At 55.8% G+C, this 23,306-nt stretch carries 18 protein-coding genes; 9 read left to right on the top strand and 9 right to left on the bottom strand.

The genetic code is table 11. The features are described from left to right. On the bottom strand, positions 1–2,100 hold the full coding sequence (locus tag ACFO5Q_RS04245; RefSeq protein WP_068147380.1) for a 3-hydroxyacyl-CoA dehydrogenase NAD-binding domain-containing protein: 2,100 nt from the start codon (positions 2,098–2,100) through the stop codon (positions 1–3). A gap of 26 nt (positions 2,101–2,126) precedes the next feature. After that, complete coding sequence (gene pcaF, locus ACFO5Q_RS04250) at positions 2,127–3,332, bottom strand: 3-oxoadipyl-CoA thiolase (protein ID WP_068147377.1); 1,206 nt, start codon at positions 3,330–3,332, stop codon at positions 2,127–2,129. Between the two features lie 175 nt (positions 3,333–3,507). On the opposite strand from pcaF, the gene ACFO5Q_RS04255 reads away from it, so the two are divergent. The 4 genes from ACFO5Q_RS04255 to ACFO5Q_RS04270 all read left to right on the top strand — a co-directional run bounded on the left by ACFO5Q_RS04255 (position 3,508) and on the right by ACFO5Q_RS04270 (position 8,020). Continuing rightward, positions 3,508–4,659 (top strand): acyl-CoA dehydrogenase family protein, encoded by a 1,152-nt coding sequence (locus tag ACFO5Q_RS04255; protein WP_068147375.1) that lies wholly within the window; start codon positions 3,508–3,510, stop codon positions 4,657–4,659. 100 nt (positions 4,660–4,759) lie between these two features. Then, positions 4,760–7,108, top strand: coding sequence for a heavy metal translocating P-type ATPase (locus ACFO5Q_RS04260; RefSeq protein WP_082719857.1), 2,349 nt, complete (start codon positions 4,760–4,762; stop codon positions 7,106–7,108). A gap of 126 nt (positions 7,109–7,234) precedes the next feature. Further along, positions 7,235–7,474, top strand: a complete 240-nt coding sequence (locus ACFO5Q_RS04265; RefSeq protein ID WP_068147753.1) for a Usg family protein — start codon at positions 7,235–7,237, stop codon at positions 7,472–7,474. Between the two features lie 87 nt (positions 7,475–7,561). Further along, positions 7,562–8,020, top strand: a complete 459-nt coding sequence (locus ACFO5Q_RS04270) for a cupin domain-containing protein (RefSeq protein ID WP_068147372.1) — start codon at positions 7,562–7,564, stop codon at positions 8,018–8,020. A 7-nt stretch (positions 8,021–8,027) separates the two neighbouring features. Here ACFO5Q_RS04270 and ACFO5Q_RS04275 read toward each other — a convergent pair whose 3' ends face one another. Beyond that, positions 8,028–8,510: an Lrp/AsnC family transcriptional regulator gene (locus ACFO5Q_RS04275; RefSeq protein ID WP_068147369.1), complete on the bottom strand. Its 483-nt coding sequence runs from the start codon at positions 8,508–8,510 to the stop codon at positions 8,028–8,030. A 164-nt stretch (positions 8,511–8,674) separates the two neighbouring features. On the opposite strand from ACFO5Q_RS04275, the gene ACFO5Q_RS04280 reads away from it, so the two are divergent. Further along, positions 8,675–10,054 (top strand): aminotransferase family protein, encoded by a 1,380-nt coding sequence (locus ACFO5Q_RS04280; RefSeq protein ID WP_068147366.1) that lies wholly within the window; start codon positions 8,675–8,677, stop codon positions 10,052–10,054. Between the two features lie 70 nt (positions 10,055–10,124). Here ACFO5Q_RS04280 and ACFO5Q_RS04285 read toward each other — a convergent pair whose 3' ends face one another. Continuing rightward, on the bottom strand, positions 10,125–10,556 hold the full coding sequence (locus tag ACFO5Q_RS04285; RefSeq protein ID WP_082719856.1) for a TerB family tellurite resistance protein: 432 nt from the start codon (positions 10,554–10,556) through the stop codon (positions 10,125–10,127). 327 nt (positions 10,557–10,883) lie between these two features. On the opposite strand from ACFO5Q_RS04285, the gene ACFO5Q_RS04290 reads away from it, so the two are divergent. From ACFO5Q_RS04290 to ACFO5Q_RS04305, 4 genes are all read left to right on the top strand, one after another. Beyond that, positions 10,884–11,552, top strand: a complete 669-nt coding sequence (locus tag ACFO5Q_RS04290) for an NUDIX hydrolase (RefSeq protein ID WP_068147360.1) — start codon at positions 10,884–10,886, stop codon at positions 11,550–11,552. Between the two features lie 76 nt (positions 11,553–11,628). Then, positions 11,629–13,779 carry a TIR domain-containing protein gene (locus ACFO5Q_RS04295; RefSeq protein ID WP_197421051.1) on the top strand — a complete coding sequence of 717 codons (2,151 nt, stop codon included), beginning with the start codon at positions 11,629–11,631 and terminating at the stop codon, positions 13,777–13,779. A gap of 14 nt (positions 13,780–13,793) precedes the next feature. After that, positions 13,794–14,774, top strand: coding sequence for a toll/interleukin-1 receptor domain-containing protein (locus ACFO5Q_RS04300; RefSeq protein ID WP_231727243.1), 981 nt, complete (start codon positions 13,794–13,796; stop codon positions 14,772–14,774). Positions 14,775–14,826: 52 nt separating this feature from the next. Continuing rightward, complete coding sequence (locus ACFO5Q_RS04305; protein ID WP_156431945.1) at positions 14,827–15,960, top strand: tetratricopeptide repeat protein; 1,134 nt, start codon at positions 14,827–14,829, stop codon at positions 15,958–15,960. Between the two features lie 69 nt (positions 15,961–16,029). Here ACFO5Q_RS04305 and ACFO5Q_RS04310 read toward each other — a convergent pair whose 3' ends face one another. The 5 genes from ACFO5Q_RS04310 to ACFO5Q_RS04330 form a co-directional block, all read right to left on the bottom strand. Next, on the bottom strand, positions 16,030–16,569 hold the full coding sequence (locus tag ACFO5Q_RS04310; protein ID WP_068147350.1) for a hypothetical protein: 540 nt from the start codon (positions 16,567–16,569) through the stop codon (positions 16,030–16,032). Between the two features lie 169 nt (positions 16,570–16,738). Next, positions 16,739–18,319: an alkyl hydroperoxide reductase subunit F gene (gene ahpF / locus ACFO5Q_RS04315; RefSeq protein WP_068147348.1), complete on the bottom strand. Its 1,581-nt coding sequence runs from the start codon at positions 18,317–18,319 to the stop codon at positions 16,739–16,741. 100 nt (positions 18,320–18,419) lie between these two features. Beyond that, the gene (gene ahpC / locus ACFO5Q_RS04320) at positions 18,420–18,983 is read right to left on the bottom strand and encodes an alkyl hydroperoxide reductase subunit C (RefSeq protein WP_068147346.1); all 564 of its coding nucleotides are present in this window, start codon (positions 18,981–18,983) and stop codon (positions 18,420–18,422) included. Positions 18,984–19,231: 248 nt separating this feature from the next. Further along, the gene (locus tag ACFO5Q_RS04325; protein WP_068147343.1) at positions 19,232–21,406 is read right to left on the bottom strand and encodes a malate synthase G; all 2,175 of its coding nucleotides are present in this window, start codon (positions 21,404–21,406) and stop codon (positions 19,232–19,234) included. Between the two features lie 148 nt (positions 21,407–21,554). Continuing rightward, the gene (locus tag ACFO5Q_RS04330; RefSeq protein WP_068147750.1) at positions 21,555–23,147 is read right to left on the bottom strand and encodes an isocitrate lyase; all 1,593 of its coding nucleotides are present in this window, start codon (positions 23,145–23,147) and stop codon (positions 21,555–21,557) included. Positions 23,148–23,306 lie beyond the last annotated feature (159 nt).

Consider the following 23,306-nt stretch of genomic DNA (forward strand, 5'->3'; position numbering starts at 1 on the left):
TTAGCCCGCGTTTTCACGGTCATAATCGGCGAAGCTTTTGCCTGCTTCGGCAAGTTCCTTCAGAAGCGGTGCTGGCTGCCACCAACGCGGACCAAATTTTTCCTGGAATTCCATGATCTTGGCATAGACATTCTTGAGGCCGATTGTGTCGGCATAATGCATTGGCCCGCCGCGGTAGCGCGGATAGCCGTAGCCGTTCACATAGACCACATCAATGTCACTGGCGCGGTAAGCCTTGCCCTCGCCCAGGATTTTCGCGCCCTCGTTAATCAGCGCCATCATGCAGCGCTCAACGATGTCCTCAGCCGGGATCGGCTTACGCTCAATGCCCAGCTTGGCGCTTTCTTCTTCGATGACGGCCATCACTTCGGGGTCTGGCTGCGGTGTACGGTCGCCTTCGGCATACTTATAGATGCCCTTGCCAACCTTCAGACCCTTGCGACCTGCCTCAACCAGACGATCAACCCAGTCATAGGCTTTCGTCTCGTAATTCTCGCGGCCCATGCCCTGACGGTTCAGGTAGCCGATATCAACGCCTGCCATGTCGGACATGGTCATCGGCCCCATCGGCATACCGAAGTTATAGAGCGCTGCGTCGACCTCCTCGGGCTTCGCGCCCTCAATAACCGCGAGCGATGCCTCGCGTCCGTATGGCGACAGCATGCGGTTGCCAATAAAGCCGTGGCATACGCCTGCCACCACGCCCACCTTGCGGATGGTTTTCGCCAGATCCACACATGTGGCCAACACATCGTCCGCCGTTTTTTCAGCGCGCACGATCTCCAAGAGGCGCATCACGTTCGCGGGAGAGAAGAAGTGCAGCCCAAGCACGTCTTCAGGGCGCTTGGTAATGGCAGCGATTTCATCCACATCCAAGTAAGAAGTGTTACTGGCCAGAATAGCGCCCGGCTTGGCGACGCGGTCCAGCTCGGTGAAGACCTTCTTCTTGATCTCCATCGTCTCGAACACAGCCTCAATAATCAGGTCACAGTCTGAAAGGTCATCATAACTCAGCGTGCCGGTGAACTGGCCCATCAGGCCTTCAACCTGCTCAGCCGTCAGCTTGCCCTTGGCCGCGGAACGCTCATAGTTCTTGCGAACAACGTCCAGGCCGCGGTCCAGCGCTTCCTGCTGTACCTCAAGAATAGTCACCGGAATGCCCACGTTGGCGAAATTCATGGCAATGCCACCGCCCATGGTGCCAGCGCCGATAATACCAACCTTCTTGATGTCGCGACGCGGCGTTTCCTTGGTAATGCCGGGAATACGGCTGATCTGGCGCTCGGCAAAAAACATATGCTGCAGCGCTTTGGCCTGCGGGTTCTTGGCACATTCCTGGAACAGCTCACGCTCGCGCTTCAGGCCTTCAGCAAGAGGCATGGAAACAGCAGCTTCCACACACTGGATGCAGCGCTCTGGCGCGAAATAGCCGCGCGTCTGCTTGGCGACAGACTTCCTGACACCCGCGAAAAATTCAGGTCCGAAGGCTTCGCCGTCAATCTCAATCTCGCCGGTGCGGCGCGGCGCTTTGCCCACCGCTTTTTCAGCTGTCGCGATCGCCGCTTCCACCAGATCGCCGTCCGTGATTTCATCGATCACACCCCATGACAGCGCTTCGCGCGCTTTCACATGGCGGCCACTAAGGATCGCGTCAATGGCATTCGCGGGGCCAGCAATGCGCGGCAGACGCTGGGTACCACCCGCGCCCGGCAGGATACCCAGATGCACTTCCGGCAAGCCAACCTTGGCGCTTTCCACCGCCACACGGTAATGACAGCCAAGCGCCACCTCAAGGCCGCCGCCAAGCGCCGTACCGTGAATGGCAGCCACCACAGGCTTTTCCATCGCTTCAATCTGGTTCACCACATCAGGAAGGTGCGGCTCCTTCGGCGGGGCGCCAAACTCGCGGATATCAGCACCGGCAATGAAAGTGCGCCCGGCACAGGCAATCACGATGGCATCGACGCTATCGTCAGAAGCCAAGGCTGTCATCTGGCTTGACAGCCCATCTCGCACACTGTGCGACAAGGCGTTTACCGGTGGGTTATCGACCGTCAGCACAGCCACGCGGCCGTGCATTGTTTTTGAAACTGTCGTCATCACTCTTCCCCTTCAGGTCTAATTCTCTACACGCGTTCAAGCACCATCGCGATGCCCTGCCCCACGCCGATACACATGGTGGCAAGGCCATAGCGGGCCTTCCGCTCCACCAGTTCATGTGCCAGTGTCAGCGCAAGCCGCGAACCGGACATCCCCAGCGGGTGGCCAAGGGCGATGGCGCCGCCGTTCGGGTTCACATGCGATGCATCGTCATCAAGGCCAAGTCCCCTCAAACATGACAAGGCCTGCGCCGCGAACGCTTCGTTAAGCTCAATTATGTCGATATCCGAAAGTGCCAAGCCCAAACGCGACAATAATTTCTGCGTGGCAGGCACAGGACCATAGCCCATGGTGCGCGGTGGCACCCCTGCGCTCGTCATACCAACCACACGCGCCATCGGTACCAGGCCATATTTTTTCACGGCGTCCTCACCTGCAATCAGAAGCGCAGCCGCCCCGTCATTGGTGCCGGAGGCGTTCCCTGCCGTTACCGTTCCGCCCTCGCGGAACGGTGCACGAAGGCCCGCCAATGCCTCCATGGTGGTATTGGCGCGCGGGTGTTCGTCTGTATCCACAACAAGGGGATCGCCCTTGCGCTGCGGGATGGTCACCGGCGCAATCTCGCGCTCGAACCGGCCAGCTTCCTGCGCGGCCTTGGCGCGCATCTGGGACCGGTAAGCGAAGGCGTCCTGGTCTTCGCGGCTGATGCCCATGTCTTCGGCCAGATTTTCAGCCGTTTCAGGCATGCTATCAGTGCCGTAGGCGGCCTTCAGCGCCTTGTTCACAAAACGCCAGCCGATGGTGGTGTCGTAAATCTCCGCATTCCTGTCAAACGCGCTGGTGGCCTTGGCCATCACGAACGGCGCGCGCGACATGCTTTCCACCCCGCCTGCAATCGCGAGGCCTGCTTCACCCGTCATCACCGCGCGGGCGGCAAGGCCTGTGGCTTCAAGACCAGACCCGCACAAGCGGTTCACGGTCGCGGCGGGAACGTCCTGTGGCAGACCCGCGAGAAGTGCGGCCATGCGGCCCACATTGCGGTTGTCTTCCCCCGCCTGGTTGGCGCAGCCGAAATACAGGTCGTCCACCTTCGCCCAATCAACTCCCTCGTTCCGAGCCATCAACGCCCTAATCGGGTGGGCCGCCAGGTCATCTGCCCGCACGGAAGACAGCCCACCGCCGTAGCGGCCAATCGGTGTCCGGATACCATCGCAAATATATGCCGCTTTCATCTTGTCACCTCCACCCGCGAAAATCTGCCCAGTTAAATTCAAGCTCGAAAATAAATCCTGCAGCCCAAAAGACCAGCATCAATTGCGGTTCATTTTGCCTGCGTTTCATTGCCTTTTTAATCGGCCGTATTAATTATAGATCGAAGACCGCATTCGACGAGGGGAAGGACCGGAAATGGCACTCGATCAGGAAACACTCGATCAGCTTTTGGAAACACTGCACAGGTTTGTGCATGAACGCCTGATCCCCCATGAGCGCACGGTTGCGGACACTGACCGCATCCCGGACGACATTGTAGCAGAAATCAAAGAACTTGGCCTGTTCGCCCTGTCGATCCCGGAAGAATATGGCGGGCTGGCGCTCAACATGCGCGAGGAAATCGAGGTCGCCATGGTGATTGGCGAAGCGGCCCCTGCTTTCCGGTCCCTCTTTGGCACCAATGTGGGCATCGGCTCACAGGCCATTGTGCTGGACGGCACGCCAGAGCAGAAAGAGAAATACCTGCCCAGGCTTGCGAGCGGCGACCTTGTCGGCTCCTTCTGCCTGACAGAACCTGAAGCGGGTTCAGACGCCGGGTCCCTGCGCACAAGCGCAGTCAGGGACGGCGATCATTATGTGATCAACGGCACCAAACGCTATATTACCAACGCGCCCTACGCTGGGCTTTTCACCGTCATGGCGCGCACGGACCAGGGCAGCAAAGATGCCCGCGGTGTCTCGGCCTTCCTGGTCGAAAAAGGCACGTCCGGCCTGACCGTCGGCGCGCCGGAAAAGAAGATGGGACAGCAAGGCGCGCCGGTGGCCGATGTGGTGTTCGACAATTGCCGGGTGCCTGCAGAGAACATCATCGGCGGCGTGGAAAACATGGGTTTCAAGACCGCCATGAAGGTGCTGGACAAGGGCCGCCTGCATATCTCTGCCGTATGTGCGGGGCTGGCGTCGCGCATGCTCACCGACGCCGTCCGTTACACCAAGGAACGCACCCAATTCGGCAACGCCATTGCCGATTTCCAGCTGATTCAGGCCATGATCGCAGACAGCGAGACCGAGATTTACGCCGCCAAATCCATGATCCGCGACGCCGCCCTCGCCCGCGATCGGGGCGAAGACACCAAGCGCAAAGCCTCCTGCGCCAAGCTGTTTGCTTCTGAAATGGTAGGCCGTGTGGCCGACCGGGCGGTGCAAATGTATGGCGGTGCGGGCTATATCGCCGATTATGGCATCGAACAGCTCTACCGCGACGCGCGACTGTTCCGTATCTATGAAGGCACCAGCCAGATCCAGCAACTGATCATCGCGAAAGATGTAATTGCGAGCACCGATTAGCCAGGCAATCCAGACAGCTATATAATAGCTCTTGACCTTGTAGTGGCTCCAACCCTTAGGCTTGGTAGCGACTCAAGTGAAAACACTTCAGGAGCATATAATGTCCGGCCAATCAAATTGCTGCCACCACAACCATAATCATGACTCAAATAACCATACCGCCACGGACCCTGTTTGTGGCATGACGGTTGACCTGAGCACGACAGCACACAAAAGCAGCCATGACGGCGAGGACTATTTCTTTTGCAGCGGCCACTGCAAAAAAAAATTCGACGCAGACCCCGAAGCCTATAAGGACGGCGCGCCGGAGCCCGAGCCCATGCCGGAGGGCACGCTCTATACCTGCCCTATGCATCCGGAAATCGTGCAGGAAGGGCCCGGAAGCTGCCCTAAATGCGGTATGGCGCTGGAGCCAATGGGCATCCCGAGCGCGGATGCAGGCCCTGACCCAGAGTTCATAGATTTCCGTCGCCGTTTCTGGATCGGCACGCTGTTGACCGTGCCGCTTTTCTTGCTCGCAATGGCGCCATTCTTTGGGCTGGGCGCCATCCGTGAGGCGATTGGCGAACGCACTGCCGCTTGGACCGAATTCTTCCTCGCGACCCCTGTGGTACTATGGAGCGGCTGGCCGTTCTTTGAACGCGGCGTGCAGTCCATTATCAACAAAAGCCTGAATATGTTTACCTTGATCGCCACAGGCACGGGCGCTGCTTATGCCTTCAGCACAGTCGCCGTGTTCGCCCCCGGTATCTTCCCCGCCGGTTTCCGCGGCGAAGACGGCCAGGTGCATGTCTATTTCGAAGCCGGCGCTGTGATCGTGGTGCTGGTGTTGCTGGGGCAGTTGATGGAGCTTGGCGCCCGCAACCGCACCGGTGCCGCCATCCGCGCCCTTCTGGACCTTGCCGCCAAAACCGCGCGCGTTATCCGCGACGACGGCACGGAAGAGGAGATCCCACTTGAAGATGTGGCGGTGGGTAACCGCTTGCGCGTTCGCCCCGGCGAGAAAGTGCCAGTGGACGGTCGCGTACTTGAAGGCCGCTCTTCTGTTGATGAATCCATGATCTCCGGCGAGCCTGTCCCGGTTGAGAAATCTGAAGGCGATGTGCTTACGGGCGCCACCATCAATGGCACCGGCAGCCTGATCATGGAAGCGGAGCGCGTGGGCAAGGACACCATGCTGTCGCAGATCGTAGAGATGGTGGCGAACGCGCAAAGGAGCCGCGCACCAATCCAGAAGCTGGCAGACGCTGTCGCAGGCAAGTTCGTGCCAGCAGTGATCGCAGTCGCTATCATGGCCTTTGTCGGCTGGTCGCTTTGGGGCCCCGCCCCAGCCTTCTCCTATGCGCTGATAGCGGCCGTGTCCGTGCTGATCATCGCCTGCCCCTGTGCGCTGGGCCTTGCCACGCCCATGTCGATCATGACAGCCACTGGCCGTGGTGCACAGGCAGGCGTATTGATCAAGAATGCCGAAGCGCTGGAACGGTTTGCGAAAGTTGACACGCTGATCGTCGACAAAACAGGCACTCTGACAGTCGGCAAACCCGAACTACAGGCAGTTCTTGCTGCAAGCGAATTTGATGAGGACGACATATTGATGCTGGCGGCGAGCCTTGAGCGCGGGTCCGAGCATCCGCTGGCGGACGCGATCGTACGCGGTGCCGAAGCACGTGACATCAAGCTTCAAAAGGCAACTGACTTTGACGCTGTCACCGGCAAAGGCGTCCGCGGCAAGGTAGACGGTAAATCAGTGGCCCTTGGTAATGCCAAGCTTCTTGAAGATATTGAAGTTGACGCTGGCCCGCTTGCCGACGAAGCAGACAGTCGCCGAGACCAGGGTGAAACCGTGATGTTCGTGGTGGTGGACGGTAAAGCTGCCGGGCTTATCTGTGTGGCTGACCCGGTGAAGGAAACAACCGCGGAAGCCCTGAAGGCACTCCATAAGGCCGGGCTGCAGGTGATCATGGCCACCGGAGACAACGCCCGCACCGCGAAGGCCGTCGCCGAAAAGCTGGGCATTGATGACATCCGCGCCGATGTGCTGCCGGAAAACAAGGCTGCGCTGGTGAAGGAACTGCAGGAGCAAGGTTGCCGGGTGGCGATGGCGGGTGACGGCGTAAATGATGCGCCTGCGCTGGCGCAGGCTGACGTGGGCATCGCAATGGGCACGGGGGCCGATGTCGCCATTGAAAGCGCAGGCTTTACCCTGGTTAAAGGCGACCTGGTTGGCATTGTCAAAGCACGTACACTGGCAGTCGCCACCATGCGCAACATCAAGCAAAATCTGTTTTTCGCGCTTGTCTATAATGCGGCTGGCGTGCCGATTGCCGCGGGGATCCTGTTTCCGTTCATGGGCATTCTGATTTCGCCGATGTTTGCCGCAGCGGCTATGAGCCTGAGTTCGGTCTCGGTGATCACCAACGCCCTCAGGCTAAGGAGCGTCTCTCTTTAGCAGAGAACGGTAAATTTTTCGTAAGCAATTGAAAGAATTGCATTAATAGTCCGTCAACTTTCGTTTTCCATACTGGTCTCAGGTGCCATACTGAGGAGACGTAAAGTGAACGACTTCGAAAAACAGATGAAAGACTATCGCCTGACCACAGCGCATATCTATTATTTCCGGCCAGACTATGAACGGCTTTTGCAGGAATATGTCTGGCAGGAACTGGATATCGCGCCGCGTTTCCCGGTTCTCAGGAAATTCCTGGATTTCTGGGAAAAGAACCTGGACGGCAAGCTGCATAGCGTACGCGTGGCGTCACTGGAATTGATCAAGCCAGCCGAACTCAAGATGGCGGATACCCTGATCATCCACTGATAATTTGGCCTGTTTCGCAATTTTGTGATCACATTTTTGCCGCGCCAATGATATACCTTTTACAATTGATATTGTGGGAGGATTAAAATGTCGCGTTTTGTGATCTCAATTCTAGCAGGACTGAGCCTGACGACATCGCTGTATGCCAGCGACGATAGCATGACCAATCATCCGCAGAAGCTGTCCAAAGCGGAGATCGCCGGTGACATTTTCAAGGATAAACGCCTGGTGGTCATGACCCATGAAGGCGAAGACGGCCCTTACCAGACAGAAGATGTGGAAAATTTCCTGTCCACCGATAAGAAATTCGACAGCGGCATGTACCGTTCTGGGCCCGTGCGCATGACGCTTGAGCCTTACGGCGTGGATGAGTTCATGTATTTCCTCGAAGGCGGCGTGACGCTAACGTCTGAGGACGGAACGGTTACCGAAATCAAGGCCGGAGATGCTGTCACGATCGCCAAGGAATGGCGCGGCACATGGGACACCAAGGGATACACCAAGATTTATGTGATCTATTCCCCTACCCCTATGGGCGAAGAATAAAAACATATCACGGTGCGTCGGCCACCAGTTGGCGCACCGGATACCCTTTGAAGCTTTTGCATTCGTCCAGGACCGGCAGTGTGTTGAGCTTCACCACACCGATTTCAGCCCCAAGGATTTGATCGGACAGATTTCGAAGCTGTGCCATATCACGCACGACCACACGCAAGAGATAATCGAAGGTCGCACCCAGCATATAGGCGGAGACAATTTCTTCCTTTGACGCGATATAGGCATCGAATTTCTTGAAATCTTCGGGGAAATGGCTCTCAAGCGTCACTTCCATGAAGGCTGACAATACAGGGCCGATCTTGTCCAGCGCCACGTCGGCGCGGTAGTTTGTGACATAGCCTTCCTCTTCCAACCGCCTTGTGCGTGTGAGGCAGGCGCTTGGAGACAAGGCAACCTTATCGGCGAGTTCCTGATTGGTGATACGACCATTTTCCTGGAGGCAGGCCAAAATATTCAGGTTGATCCGATCAAGCTTCATGCTTCTTTTTCTCCAGTGAGAGAAGGGCTGGCTCCGTGCCGCAGTTCATGCGGCGTTTATGGCCATTTCCGCAATTTATGGGGTCCCTGCCCCTAACTTCCCTATTTCATTCTGGCAGGTCTATGGTTCCATAGAGCCAACAAAATCAATACAGGGTGAGCAAAATGCACGACATCGCGGGGCAAAGCCAGCAAAAGATTCACAAACAGAAGATTCTTCACCCGGCAACCTCAATTTGTGCGCTGGAGGCAGATGGGCCGCGGAAGATCGCGAGCGCAAAAGGCATTCATGTAACTGACGCCGACGGCCACACGGTGATTGACGGCATCGCAGGATTATGGTGTGCAGGTGTGGGACACGGCAGGACTGAAATTGCCGACGCAATGCGCCAGGCTGCCATTGATCTCGACTATTTTCACACATTTGGCGGCCACACGAACCAAGCCCAGGAGCTGCTGGCCGAAGAACTGATAGCGATGGCGCCCGATGGCCTCAGCCATGTGTTCTTTGGCTGCTCGGGCTCCGACGCCAACGACACGCTCGTCAAGATCGCCTGGCAATATAACACCATGCGCGGCAAGCCTGAAAAGCGCAAGGTGATATCGCGTTGGCAGGCCTATCACGGCACGTCCATTTCCACCGCCAGCCTCACCGGCCTGAAGGGCTTCCATAGAGCTTTCAGCCTGCCGCTTGATTTCGCCAAACATACGGACTTCCCACATTTTTACAGCCAGGCGACGGACGGTGAGAATGAGGCGGCCTTCACGGCAAGGCTGCTGCACCGGCTGGAACAGTTGATCGTCGAAGAAGGCGCAGACACCGTCGCCGCTTTTATCGGCGAGCCTATCATGGGCGCAGGTGGCGTGGTGACACCACCGAAGGGCTACTGGCAGGGCGTTCAGGAAATCTGTCGCCGCCACGACATCCTGCTGATTGCCGATGAAGTTGTCTGCGGCTATGGGCGCACGGGCCACAACTTCGGATCTGACCTTTACAGCATAAAGCCCGATATGATGGCCACAGCCAAAGGCCTGACGGCCGGCATCTTCCCCATGTCCGCGGCTTTCATCAGCGAGGAAATCCACAATGTGATGCGCACGGCATCTAAGGAACTGGGCGGTTTTTCACATGGCTATACCTATAGCGGACACCCGGTAGGGGCCGCGGTCGCGCTCAAGGTCCTTGAAATCATGAAGCGGGAAAAACTGGTCGAGAATGCGAAAGCCACCGGCGCCTATTTCCATGACCAGTTGCGCGCCGCCTTCAACGGCCACCCCCATGTTGGCGAAATACGAGGCGCTGGCCTCGTGGCCGCCATCCAGCTAATGGCTGATGCGCCGTCGAAAACCTTTCTGGACTCTGCGCGTAAACTGGCCGCAAAAATTTCGGAAGAATGCTATCGTCGTGGGCTGGTGATCCGCCCACTGCCAACCATGAATTCGCTGGCCCTCTCGCCCCCGCTGACGGTATCACGCGATGACATCGACACTATCATTGATATCGCGAAAGCCGGGATCGACAGCGTGATGGGCACCGAAGCCTGATCGCAGATACAGAAAAGGCGGGCCAAGCCCGCCTTTACCCGGTGCCTGAGCACCAAAACCTCGTCAAGACCTACTCAAGGCCTGCAACATCAGCGTGGCTGAGCCCCAAGGCCTTCACAACACTGTTGAAGAATTCAACCTCGAACGGGCTGACACGGCCATCCGCCTTGAGAACCTGCGCCAGCGCATTCACGATTGAGCAGCGATCCGCCGCATCAACCTTGCCTGCCAGCTTGCCCAGAACCTTCTCAATCGATCCTTCTTTATAGAGCGCGGAATTTGCCGCCACACGAATATCTTTTTCGCTAACGTCTTCGCCAACCGCGTCCTTCAGGATGGCCTGCACTGTTGAAACTTCAAGACCCGCAACATTGCTGTCCGCAGCGGTAGCGCGCGACAGGGTCATGAACAGAGCTTCACGGATAGCCTCTTTCTTTTCGGCTTCACTCAACTCTTTCCCGCGAAACAGCCCTGTAATGGTCTCTAGCTGCATTAGCGACATACTACCCCTCCGTATAAAAACCCTAATAAATTACGTTTATGCGATACCAACCCAAATCGGCTAGCGGGTCAAGTACCATCATGGAATTTTGGCAAAAGCCCGACAAAAACCTTGATCCTGGCGAGCCTCCCTGAGACCTTTAGAGGAATCCGGGATACAAGAAAACAAAATACACATGCCTCGGTGAAAATATATGCCCTTTGACAAAATATATATCCACACGGCAAAAATCTGATACTAGTGACAACGTGTTTTTTTTGATAACCAAGTATCTGTGTTTTTGAGTAAGCCCATAAGAATTAATGTGTTTTAGGAACACGAACAAGAATGACTTACACTTATGAATATCCCCATCCGGCGGTGACGACTGATATTGTCATCTTCACTGTTCGGGACGCTAAACTAAATCTTCTCCTGATCAAACGGGGGATGGATCCGCACAAAGGGTCCTGGGCTTTGCCCGGCGGCTTTGTCCGGATGGAGGAAAGCCTGGACGAATGTGCCAAACGGGAACTTGAGGAAGAAGCGGGCCTTTCCGACGTCTATCTCGAGCAGCTCTATACATTCGGCAAACCGGGACGTGATCCGCGCGAACGTGTCATCAGTGTCGCCTATTATACACTGACCCCGTCGGAAGGCATGGAGTTGGCAGCCGGCACTGACGCTGAAGAAGCCCAATGGTTCCCGATTGACAAGCTGCCCCAGCTAGCGTTTGACCACCAGGAAATCATTGAGGTTGCCCAGGCCAGGCTTGCAGCAAAGATGGAATATTCCACCATCGGCCTGCAATTCATGCCGGAGGAGTTTACGCTTTCACAGCTACAGACGGTTTATGAACAGGCGATTGGGCGAGAGCTTGACAAACGGAACTTCCGCAAGTGGATCCTGTCGCTGAAGCTGATTGAAGAAACCGGCAAGAAATTCTCACGCGGGGCCCACAGGCCTGCGATGCTTTACCGGATCATTGATCCGAAGAGCGTGAAAATTATCCGCTGACTATGACTTGAGGGGGTCGGGGCGGAAACGCCGTTGAAACGGGGAATTGACCGAACATAGTACCTACACTGCATTTGTGTCCTACAGCCACAAGGACGACAAATGGGCAAAATGGCTATTGAAAGCCATTGAGGCCTATCGTGTCCCCGGCCATCTGGTAGGGACAAAGGGTACGAATGGCACTGTCCCTGCAAAGCTAACCCGCATTTTCCGTGACCGCGAAGAGCTTGCAGCCGGAGCCTGTCTTGATGCCAAGATTCAGGAAGCCCTGAAACAAAGCAAAACATTGCTTGTCGCGTGCTCGCCTAATGCTGTTCATTCCTACGGCGTAAATCAGGAGATCGAGCTGTTCCGCAAAATGCGCGGAGACCAACATATTTTCTACATTATCCTGGAAGGTGAACCGCACGCGGCAGCGCGCGGCCTGGATCCAGAGCTCGAATGCTTCCCCAAAGCACTGATCAACCACGACATGGACACCACCACCGCCTATGGCGTTCCCCTGGCCGCGGACGACGCCCGCCCACAGGGAGACGGCAAAAAGATGGCCCTTCTTAAGGTCGTGGCGGGTATCCTTGGAGTAAACCTTGATACACTGGTCCGCCGCGACCTGCACCGCCGACAAAAACGCCTGTGGGGATTTATGGGGCTGGCAACAGCGGGTATGATGCTGACATCAGGACTCGCCACCCAGGCTTATCTGGCATCCCAGAGAGCCGAGGAAGCCCTTGCCCATGCACAGCGCCAGCAGGATGAAGCCGAAAGTCTGATCCAGTACATCGTGGATGATCTAGGGCAACATTTATGGCGGCGCGGGCACGCGGACCTTCTGGAAGCGATGTCGTCTCGCATCCTTGATCATTACGACGGTCAGAACAGCCCCGATATGGGCCCCAAGGAAATTGCACGCAAGGTGCGTGGCCTTGCCATGTTGTCGCGGGGTCGCATCTTTAACAGTGACCAGAGCGAGATTGCCGAGCGCCTTGAAGACTTGAGACAAAAGACCAGAGAAACCATAGAGCAACATCCCGAGAGCTGGGAATTGCTGCTGACCCATATCTATATCTTGAAGCTCCTGAGCGATCTTAAGCTACTTGCCGGTGACTACGAAGTAACACGGACACTGATTGAAGAAAGACTTGCTACCGCCGAGCGGGCATACAAGCTACAGCCGAACAGGCACCCGGACGACAGGGCTGGCATTGGCAATGCGCTGATTGATCTCGCCCAAGTTCAAATGCATGCATTCCAACAGCCTGAAAAAGCCTATGATCTGATAAAAGAAGGACTCGCGATCAGGATCGCTGTCGGACAGATGCCAGACAATATAGGGACATACCGAGAGGTGGCGAATGTTGATGGTGGCTATTATCACCTCTCAGTGGTTCAAGAGATCGTGGCCCCCTTACCTGAGGCAATTGCCTCACTAGAAAAGAGCTTGTATCTCTACCGGAAGCGACAGGAGCTTTCCCCCGTTCAAGGTGTTGCCAACCTCCTCTATTATCGTTTCCATATTGATTTGGCGGAGCTTCTATTCAATTCAGGGCACAGTGACGAAGCGCTGCAGGCTGTGGACGCGGCACAGAAAAATCTTCGAAAGATTCTTGCCAACAATGAGGAAAACCACCGCTATCGGACAATGATTTTCCGAGGCGATATGTTGCGTGGCTTGTTGTTGATGGGCAAGAACAGATGGGCCGATGCCGAACAGGCTTTCGCCGAAGCCACAGAAGGAATGACAGCCCAGTATCAGCTTTCGCTGGAGTCAGTTGATACGGTCAACTGGATACTGACCTCAAAGACCCTGTGGGCTCTCTCAATGGCGAAGATGGGACAAGTGACAAAGGCGGTCCACCTGATGAACCAGGTCACGCAGGAAACAGATCAAACACCAGCCCGGCTACTTCATTCCATTCATGGCCGGAAGACGCGTTCGATCCTTGCTAACGCTCGGGCTGAACTTGCTGTAATGCAGGGAACTCCAGGCCTTGCGAGGTCAATCCGCCAGCAGATGATTGCTAGCCTGGGTCCTAAATGGCGACAAAGCCATCCTGTTGTGCGCTTTGAGCTAATGAAAGCCTACATCGCCACCGGCCAATGGAGCGCGGCCCAGGAAATAGCCGACAATCTGACTGAAATCGGATTTGCCCGGCCTGACTTCCTCCAGGAACTGGAAGAACTTGACCGCGGCCCAGGAAATACCGCCGCTGAAGCAAGGCCTTCATGAGCAACACGCATACCATGACAAGCAGATGGTATTCAGCTTTTGTATCCTATAGCCATGAGGACAGCGAATGGGCTCGCTGGCTGCTTAAAGCCCTGGAAAACTATCGCATACCGAAACACCTTATCGGCACCGAAAGCCCATCTGGCCCGGTTCCAAAAAGATTGAACCGCATTTTCCTAGACAGAAAAGAGCTGGCAGCAGGAAGCAGTGTCGATGCGAAAATCAGGGAAGCATTAGGCCAGAGCGACACGCTTCTGGTTGTCTGCTCACCTAAAGCTGCCCATTCCAAGGGCGTAAACCTGGAAATCGAACTGTTTCGCGAGATGCGCGGTGACGCCCATATCTTCTATATCATCAGGGACGGCGAACCCTTCGCTACCGCACGGGGGCTCGATCCGGCTCTCGAATGCTTTCCACAAGCACTCCTCCGCCAAACCATGGAGACATCGACCATCTACGGCGTCCCGTTGGCTGCAGATGCAAGGCCACAAGGCGACGGCAGGAAAATGGCGCTACTGAAAGTGGTGGCGGGCATTCTGGGCGTCAATCTCGATACGCTTGTCCGGCGCGACCTGCAACGTCGCCAAAAGCGGTTGTGGGGGTTCACTGCGCTCGCAACAGCAGGCATGCTGCTGACAGCCGGGCTCGCAAACCACGCCTACATTGCGACGAGGCAGGCTGAGCAAGCTCTTGCCATAGCCCAGCATGAACAAGATGACACGGAGAGCTTGCTCCAAAGCATCATAGATCAGTTGGGATATACATTATTTGAAAGAGGTCAGGTTGACCTGCTCGACAACCTTACCAATCGGGTTGTTGAGCATTATGAGGGCCCCAATAGCCCGAATATGGGTCCAGAAGAACTCGCCCAGAAACTGCGGGGGATCAATTACCTGCTCCGTGGCAAAATGTATCAAGGTCATAGCGAGCGTGTAAGGGCAAGCCTGCGGTCGCTTTATAAAACCTCTTCGTCCCTCGCGAAAAAAAAACTCTGACAACGCTGAGGTTCTTGGCAGTCACATAACCGTCCTCAGGTTGCTGGAGGAAGTGGCTTGGCTGCAAGGCGACTTTGACGAGGCAGAAAAAGTCACCACCGAATGGATGTACTATGCAAAGCGGCTTTTAGCCGTAGATAAAAAGCGCCACCCAGATGACAAGCGCGTGCTGGGCGATGCCCATATGGTGATGGGGAAATTGAAGCGGGACAAACTTGAGCCTAAAGCCGCCCAAAAACATGTTGAGGCAGGTTTCGCCATAACGAAAGCGCAGCGAAATGTTCCGTCCCCACGGAATGTTGGAGACATTATACCTGGCGGCTACATGCACCTGGCAGCCATGCAGGAAGTTACTGGATCGCTGGATCAAACGATTGAAAGCTGGCAGCGCTCTCTTTTCCAATTCAAGGCCATTCACTTAAAATTCCCAAAGTCGCCAAATCTTTATCTGCATCTTCGTTTTCACGCGCCCTTGGCGGAAGCTCTGATCAATGCTGGGCGAGGCGAGGAGGCAGCAGACCTGCTCCATAAGGCCCGAGTGGCCTTTCCCGCAGTCCTTCAGGAAGAACCTTTGAATTTCCGGCAGGAACTTATGTCAGCTCGCCTTGGAATACCTTTGGGGCTTGGGCAGCTTGTTGACGGTCGGTATAAAGATGCAGAAAAAACACTGGAGAAAGCTCACCAATGGATAGAAGCAATCCTGAAGAAGTCGGAATTCTCTGCAGACGGGAAAAGCTGGCTGCTTACAGCCAAATCCCTTCGAGCAATTGCACTTGTTCACCTGGCCCGACTGAATGAAGCACAATTGCTGCTTTCTGAAGTTCAGAACTTTCAAACAGCATCAAAGCCGATTTCCTTCAGGTCGGTATTTGGCAGGAAAATGCACGCTGTTTACCTGACCGCCTCTGCAGAACTCGCTTTTGCGCAAGACGACAATGAAGCAGCGGAAAAAGCATTAAGGAGTCTCACGTCCAAGTTCGGTGACGTGTGGCGCAAGTGTCATCCTGTCGTAAGGTTTGAGCTGATGAAAGCCTATTTGCGGCTAAAGCAATATGAAGAAGCGGCAGAGATCGCAGAAAACCTGATCAGCATAGGGTTTCGCCGAGCGGACTTTCTTCGGGCAAGTGAACAGCTCGCACAGGCCCATCCTGGCTGGAAACTGGCAACAGCGCGGGATGTTTCTTGACCCAGACCCGCCATAAAAAAAAGCCCACCAAAAGGCGGGCTTTTGTATTCTATCGGCTATGAGTAGGTCTTAGCTAGACACCTTCAGAAGCTTCTTGCCAAGTTCCTGGCTGCGCTCCAGCACCATATAGGATTGCATCAGGATTTCCATGGTATTGAAGGTTTGCGCTTCCGCTGCCAGATCGGCTTCAGAATCTTCGCCTGCAGCCGGTGCTACATCAGACAGGGCAGACGCTGACATTTCTTCGATCTTGGATTCAAATTCGCTTTGCACCTGTGCAAACACGCGGCTTGTTTCGCGCGTTCCGGCATAAAGAGACGCGAATTTCTCATCAGCGCCATTGTTTTCAACAAGACCCTGGTGGCAGGCTTGAACCTCAGCGAATGCCGCAAGAACAGTACGGAACATGTCCGTTGTCGCAACGATTTGCTGATCGGCAGACATGTCTGCAGCGCCTTCAATGGCAGGAAGGCCGTCTTTGTAGGCGGCGATCGGTGCAAGGCAGGTGCCTTCATAAGAAACGGACGCTGTATCACCGGCAAAAGCGCCAGTCGTGCCAACTGCGATCCCCATAACCAAAGCGGCCACACGGCCTTTACTGAACATCATGTTATCTCCCAACATTCCCATTAGTTTCCAATTCGCCCCACGAAGCCGGGATATTGCCTCAAATTTTAGTAAATTGCAATTTTACTTTGGTTAACCATAATTGCTGTAGGGATTCCGCCATACTTCAAAGGCTTGGGGCCTAGGATCGCGATCCTAGGCCCCATTTTTCCTATGCTGCGAGCTGTTCGTCCTGACTGAGCATCAGATATTCGAAGGCTGCAAGGGAGGCTTTTGCGCCTTCGCCCATGGCAATGACGATCTGCTTGTATGGTACGGTGGTGACGTCGCCACAGGCATAGATGCCAGGCTCTGACGTTTCACCCTTCTCGTTGATGATCACCTCGCCATATTGCGAGAGCTCAACCACGCCTTTGAGGAACCCACTGTTAGGCACAAGGCCGATCTGGATAAAGACGCCGGCTCCGTCCCAGTGCTTCACATCACCGCTTTCGCGGTCCTGATAGTCAAGGCCGGTCACTTTGCCGCCTGAAGCCGTAATCTCTTTTGTCGCGGCATTCTTGATGATGGTGATGTTGTCGCGCTTGAGCGCCTCATTCACCAACACCTGATCCGCCTTCAGTTCCGGCAGGAACTCAAACACGGTGACGGATTTGACAATCCCCGCAAGATCGAGCGCCGCTTCGATGCCTGAGTTGCCACCGCCGATCACAGCCACATCCTTGCCCTTGAAGAAAGGACCATCACAGTGCGGGCAATAGGCAACGCCCTGCCCCACGTTCTCATCCTCGCCGGGCACGCCCAGTTTGCGCCACTGGGCACCCGTGGACACAATCAGCGTCCGGGTTTCAATCACCTCGCCAGACGTCAACGTCAATTTCTTGATGCTGCCCTTCTCAACGCTTTCAACGCGCACATGCTCCTTCAGTGTTACGTCATAATCATTCAGGTGAGCCATCAGGGCGCCCGTGAGCTCTGGCCCCGTGGTTTTGGAAACGGAAATCAGGTTCTCAATCCCCATGGTGTCTTTCACCTGGCCGCCGAAGCGCTCCGCGATCATGGTCACCTTCAGGCCCTTGCGTGCGGCATAGATGGCGGCACTGACGCCCGCTGGGCCACCGCCGACAACAGTTACATCCTGTAGCGGCAGCTTTTCTGCAGGTTTAGACTTGCTGTCCTTGATGCCGGGGTAAGCCTCCAGAAGCTTCGATATGATAACCGACGTATCGATCTTTCCGGTCGCGAACGGTTTGCCGTTCAGCAGCACCGTCGGCACGCCTTGGATATTGTTTTCTGCTACCAGCTCTGGGTACAGACCACCATCGATCATCTCTGCGCTGATAGCGTCATTGATCGCCGCGAACTGATTGAGCGACTGCACCACATCCGGGCAGTTATGGCAGCTGAGGCTGACATAAACCTGGAAATCTAGCTTGTCTGCAATGCCTGAAATCAGCGACTTAAGCGTATCGTCCAGCTTGATGGGCGTGCCTGACAGGTGCAGGATCGCCAGCACGAGCGAATTGAATTCGTGCCCGCCGGGGATGCCCGAAAAACGCACTCCAGTGTCCGCGCCCTCTCGCTCCAGCAGGAAGCTGATAGGACTCCTGAGAAGGCCGCCCGTATCGCGCTCCTCAATCGAAAGTCGGTCAGAGGCCGACGCAATTGATGTCAGGAAATCCTTCAGTTCCTGACGTTTCGCATGGTCGCCTGTCTGCAGCACGAACGTGATGTCGCTTTGCATGTTGGCTGTGTAGCCCTTCAGGGCTTTTATAATGTCATTGGTCAGCATCAGTTTATTCCTGTCATCTGGGTTCGGGGGAAGTGGCGCGCCGCGATTGGGGGGGGGGGGAGGATGCAGCGCGCCACAAAGCCTGAGGGGTGATCTGGGGTTAGATCTTGCCCACGAGGTCCAGGCTTGGGGTCAGGGTGCTTTGGCCTTCTTCCCACGCCGCTGGGCATACTTCGCCGTCATTTGCCGCCACATACTGGGCAGCCTTGACTTTGCGTACCATGTCTTTGGCAGAGCGGCCGATACCCAGGTCGTGGATTTCCGCAACCTTGATAATGCCGTCTGGATCAGCCAGGAAGGTGCCGCGAAGGGCCTGGGCCGCTTCCTCGATCATCACGTCGAAACCGCGGGTCACAGCGCCTGTCGGATCACCCAGCATTGGGAATTTGATCTTGCCGATAGCATCGCTGCTGTCGTGCCAGGCTTTGTGGCAGAAGTGGGTGTCAGTAGACACAGCATATACTTCTACGCCAAGGCGCTGCAGCTCTTCATAGTGATTGGCCATGTCTTCAAGCTCGGTCGGGCACACGAAGGTGAAGTCTGCCGGGTAGAACAGGAAGATGGACCATTTGCCTTTAACATCGGCATCTGTGATGGTTTTGAACTCGCCATCATGGAAAGCTTCTACTTTGAACTCAGGGATGGATTTGTTGATCATTGCCATTGGATGTCTCCTCAAAAAATCTGTCAGCCGGTCTTGGCTGTTGAGAAGACAATAGCGATACCAATTAAATCAATCCAATCGATTATTTTTCATTTTGTAATCGATTTTTGCGAACAGCAGAATACTCACCACAGGCTGTAAGAAGCAGGCGGCACCTATCAAGACGCTGCGGTCAGATTTCAGTCAGGCATGGCTCCATGCCTGACCAAGGTTTAAAGGCCAACCTGGCCAATCACTGCACCAGCTTGCTAACGGTATGCTGCCTTCGCCTGCAGGCGGCGCTTGTGCAGCAGGGGTTCCGTATAGCCGCTTGGCTGCTCGCGTCCCTTGAAAATCAAATCAGCGGCCGCCTGGAAGGCAATGCTGCTTTCAAAGTCTGGCGCCATGGGCCGGTAGGCAGGGTCTCCGGCATTTTGTTTGTCAACAATCGCCGCCATGCGCTCCAGCGCTTCCATGACCTGCGCTTCGGTACAGATGCCGTGATGCAGCCAATTGGCGACATGCTGGCTGGAAATCCGAAGCGTGGCCCGGTCTTCCATAAGGCCAACATTGTTGATGTCCGGCACTTTGGAGCACCCTACCCCCTGGTCAACCCAGCGCACCACATAGCCCAGGATGCCTTGCGCGTTGTTATCCAGCTCACGCTGCACTTCGTCATCAGACAGATTGCGCCCGCGCATGAGCGGCACGGTCAGGATATCGTCCAGGCTGGCGCGCGGCGCGCTGGCGAGTTCCCGCTGGCGGTCGGCCACGGACACCATGTGATAATGCTGGGCATGCAGCGTGGCGGCTGTCGGTGAAGGCACCCAGGCACAGTTGGCTCCAGCTTTTGGGTGACCGATCTTTTCCGCCATCATCCTGGCCATCTCGTCTGGCATGGCCCACATGCCCTTGCCGATCTGGGCCTTGCCCTGCAGGCCACACTCCAGGCCAATATTGACATTCCAGGCCTCATAGGCCGCGATCCAGGGCTCGCCCTTGATGTCGCCCTTGGGCAGGAAGGCTGCCGCCTCCATGCTGGTATGAAGCTCGTCACCCGTGCGGTCCAGAAAACCTGTGTTGATAAACACCAGGCGGTCTTTGACCGCGCGAATGCACTCTTTCAGATTTACTGTGGTGCGACGTTCTTCATCCATCACGCCGACCTTGATTGTAAAACGCTCAAGCCCGAGAATATCTTCAACCGCACCCATGATCTCATTGGTCAGCGCCACCTCTGCCGGGCCATGCATTTTCGGCTTCACTATGTAAATGCTGCCAGTGCGGCTGTTGGCGTTATCGCCCTTCCTCGCAAGGTCATGAAGGGCACACAGGCTGGTCACCAATGCGTCCAGAAGGCCTTCGGAAATCTCGTTACCAGCTTCATCAAGGACCGCAGGCGTTGTCATCAGGTGACCGACATTGCGCACCAGCAGGAGGCTGCGGCCCGGCAGGGTCAAGCTGCCACAGTCCGGCGACGTGTAGACGCGGTCCTTGTTCAAGCGGCGCGTCATCTCCTTGCCGCCCTTAATGAAGGTTTCGCTGAGGTCCCCTTTCATCAGGCCAAGCCAGTTGCGGTAAACGGTGGTTTTGTCTTCACCGTCCACGGCAGCGACAGAGTCTTCACAGTCCTGGATGGTTGAGATGGCAGCCTCTAACACAACATCTTTCACGCCAGCGTTAGAGGTAGCGCCAACCGGGTGGTCTCTGTCAATCTGGATATCAATGTGCAGGCCGTTGTTTTTGAGGAGGACAGAGGATGGCGCCTCTGCCACCCCCTGATATCCGGCAAACTGGCCAGCGTCCGCAAGGCCGACAGTTTCGCCTGAAGTTGTCTCAGCCCTCAGGTTACCGGCTTCAACCTTGTATGCTGCCACGTCGGCGTGCTTGGCGCCCACCAGCGGCACCGCGTCATCCAGGAAAGCCGCTGCTTTTTCCATCACCACAGCGCCGCGCGCCGTGTTGTATTTGGCTGTTTTCTCCAGCCCCGGCGTCTCGGCGATCACGTCAGTGCCATAATAGGCGTCATAGAGGCTGCCCCAGCGCGCGTTGGCCGCATTCAGCGCGAAGCGGGCATTCATCACCGGCACCACCAACTGCGGCCCAGCAATAGTGGCAATCTCCGGGTCTACATTCCGGGTTTCAATCTTGAAGGCCGGGCCCTCTTCCTCCAGATAGCCGATGTCCTTCAGAAAGGCCTTATACTCAGCGAAATCATAATTCGGGCCGGGATGATCTTTGTGCCAGGCGTCGATCTTGGCTTGAAGGGCATCACGGTGCGCCAGAGCCTCCCTGGTTTTGGGGCCGTAGGTTTTGGCGAGATCCGCGAGACCAGACCAGAAGGTTTGCGCATCAATGCCTGAGCCCGGCAGCGCCTCACTTTCAATAAAGCCGTGAAGCTCGCTCGCCACCAACAAGCCGTTTTCTTCAATCCGATCCGTCATTTCAATCACCCTCGCTCACATGCATCAAATCACTGATTACTATACTAAAATGCCATCATACATCCCGAATATTCGGTCCCTGACATGATAACTGCCGCCCCTCCCAGCTTTTGGAAAGGGCGGCAGTCGCGTCTTCCGGTTCAGCCGCTTAGCCGAATTGGTTCATCGTGTTGTCTTCGCCGGCTGCCTTCAGCGCAGCTTCGCCTGCGAAATATTCCTTGTGATCGTCGCCGATGTCCGAGCCAGCCATATTCTGGTGCTTCACGCAGGCTATGCCCTGGCGGATTTCTTCGCGCTGAACCTGCTTCACGTAGCCCAGCATTGCTTCTTCGCCGAAGTAGCGCTTGGCCAGGTTGTCGGTCGACAGGGCAGCCGTGTGATAAGTCGGCAGCGTGATCAGGTGGTGGAAGATACCCGCCCGCTTGGAGCCGTCCCGCTGGAATGTGCGGATTTTCTCGTCTGCGGCTTCAGCCAGTTCAGTCTCGTCATACTCAACGCTCATCAGGTTGGCGCGGTCGTATGCGGACACGTCCTTGCCTTCAGCTTCCCAGGCATCAAACACCTGCTGGCGGAAGTTCAGCGTCCAGTTAAAGGACGGCGAATTGTTGTACACCAGCTTGGCGTTCGGGATCACCTCGCGGATGCGGTCAACCATGCCCGCAATCTGTTCAACGTGTGGCTTCTCGGTTTCGATCCACAGGAGATCAGCACCATTCTGCAGCGACGTGATACAGTCAAGAACGCAGCGGTCTTCGCCCGTGCCCGGCTTGAACTGGAACAGGTTGGAAGGCAGGCGTTTCGGGCGCAGCAGCTTGCCGCCGCGGTTGATAACAACGTCGTTGCCCTTCAGGTCTTCGGCTGCCACTTCTTCACAGTCAAGGAAGCTATTGTACTGGTCACCGATATCGCCTTCTTCCTTGGAATAAGCGATTTGTTTGGTCAGGCCAGCACCAAGGCTGTCCGTGCGGGTTACAACGATGCCGTTGTCCACGCCCAGCTCAAGGAAGGCATAGCGGCAAGCGCGAACCTTCGCGAGGAAGTCTTCGTGTGGAACCGTAACTTTGCCGTCCTGGTGGCCACACTGCTTTTCGTCTGACACCTGGTTTTCGATCTGCAGCGCGCACGCACCGGCCTCGATCATCTTCTTCGCGAGCAAGTACGTCGCTTCCGCGTTACCAAAGCCGGCGTCAATGTCAGCGATGATTGGAACAACATGTGTCTGGAAGTTATCGATCTTGCCTTGAACTTCGGCTTCAAGGGCTTTGTCACCAGCCTTGCGGGCGGCATCAAGCTCGCGGAAATAGCCGCCAAGTTCGCGGGCATCGGCCTGTTTCAGGAATGTGTAAAGCTCCTCGATCAGCGCTGGCACGGATGTTTTTTCGTGCATGCTCTGGTCCGGCAGCGGACCGAATTCTGACCGCAGCGCCGCAACCATCCAGCCGGAAAGATAGAGATAGCGGCCCTTGGTGGAACCAAAGTGCTTCTTGATGGAAATCATCTTTTGCTGACCAATGAAGCCATGCCAGCAGCCAAGCGACTGCGTGTAGTTGGCTGGGTCTGCGTCATAGGCCGCCATGTCCTTGCGCATGATGTCCGCCGTGTAACGGGCAATATCCAAGCCGGTGTGGAACCGGTTCTGCGCACGCATACGGGCGACGGCTTCAGCGTCGATGCCATCCCAAGTGCCTTTAAAGCTGCTGATCAGCTCTTGAACGTCTTTGATCTCGTCCTGATAGCTCATGATCTTTTTCCCGTCTGTTTTGTCAAATGGCATCGCGTAATCTCCTCTGCACATTGTCAACCGCCCACTTGGATAGGGTGGCTGATCTGCCTTGCACCGGTGATACGGGAGAAAAAACATTTTTGCACACCGCATTTAGTGAACTTGTAAATTCTTACA

It is taken from the genome of Kordiimonas lipolytica, from assembly GCF_042651265.1.
Classification (GTDB): domain Bacteria; phylum Pseudomonadota; class Alphaproteobacteria; order Sphingomonadales; family Kordiimonadaceae; genus Kordiimonas; species Kordiimonas lipolytica.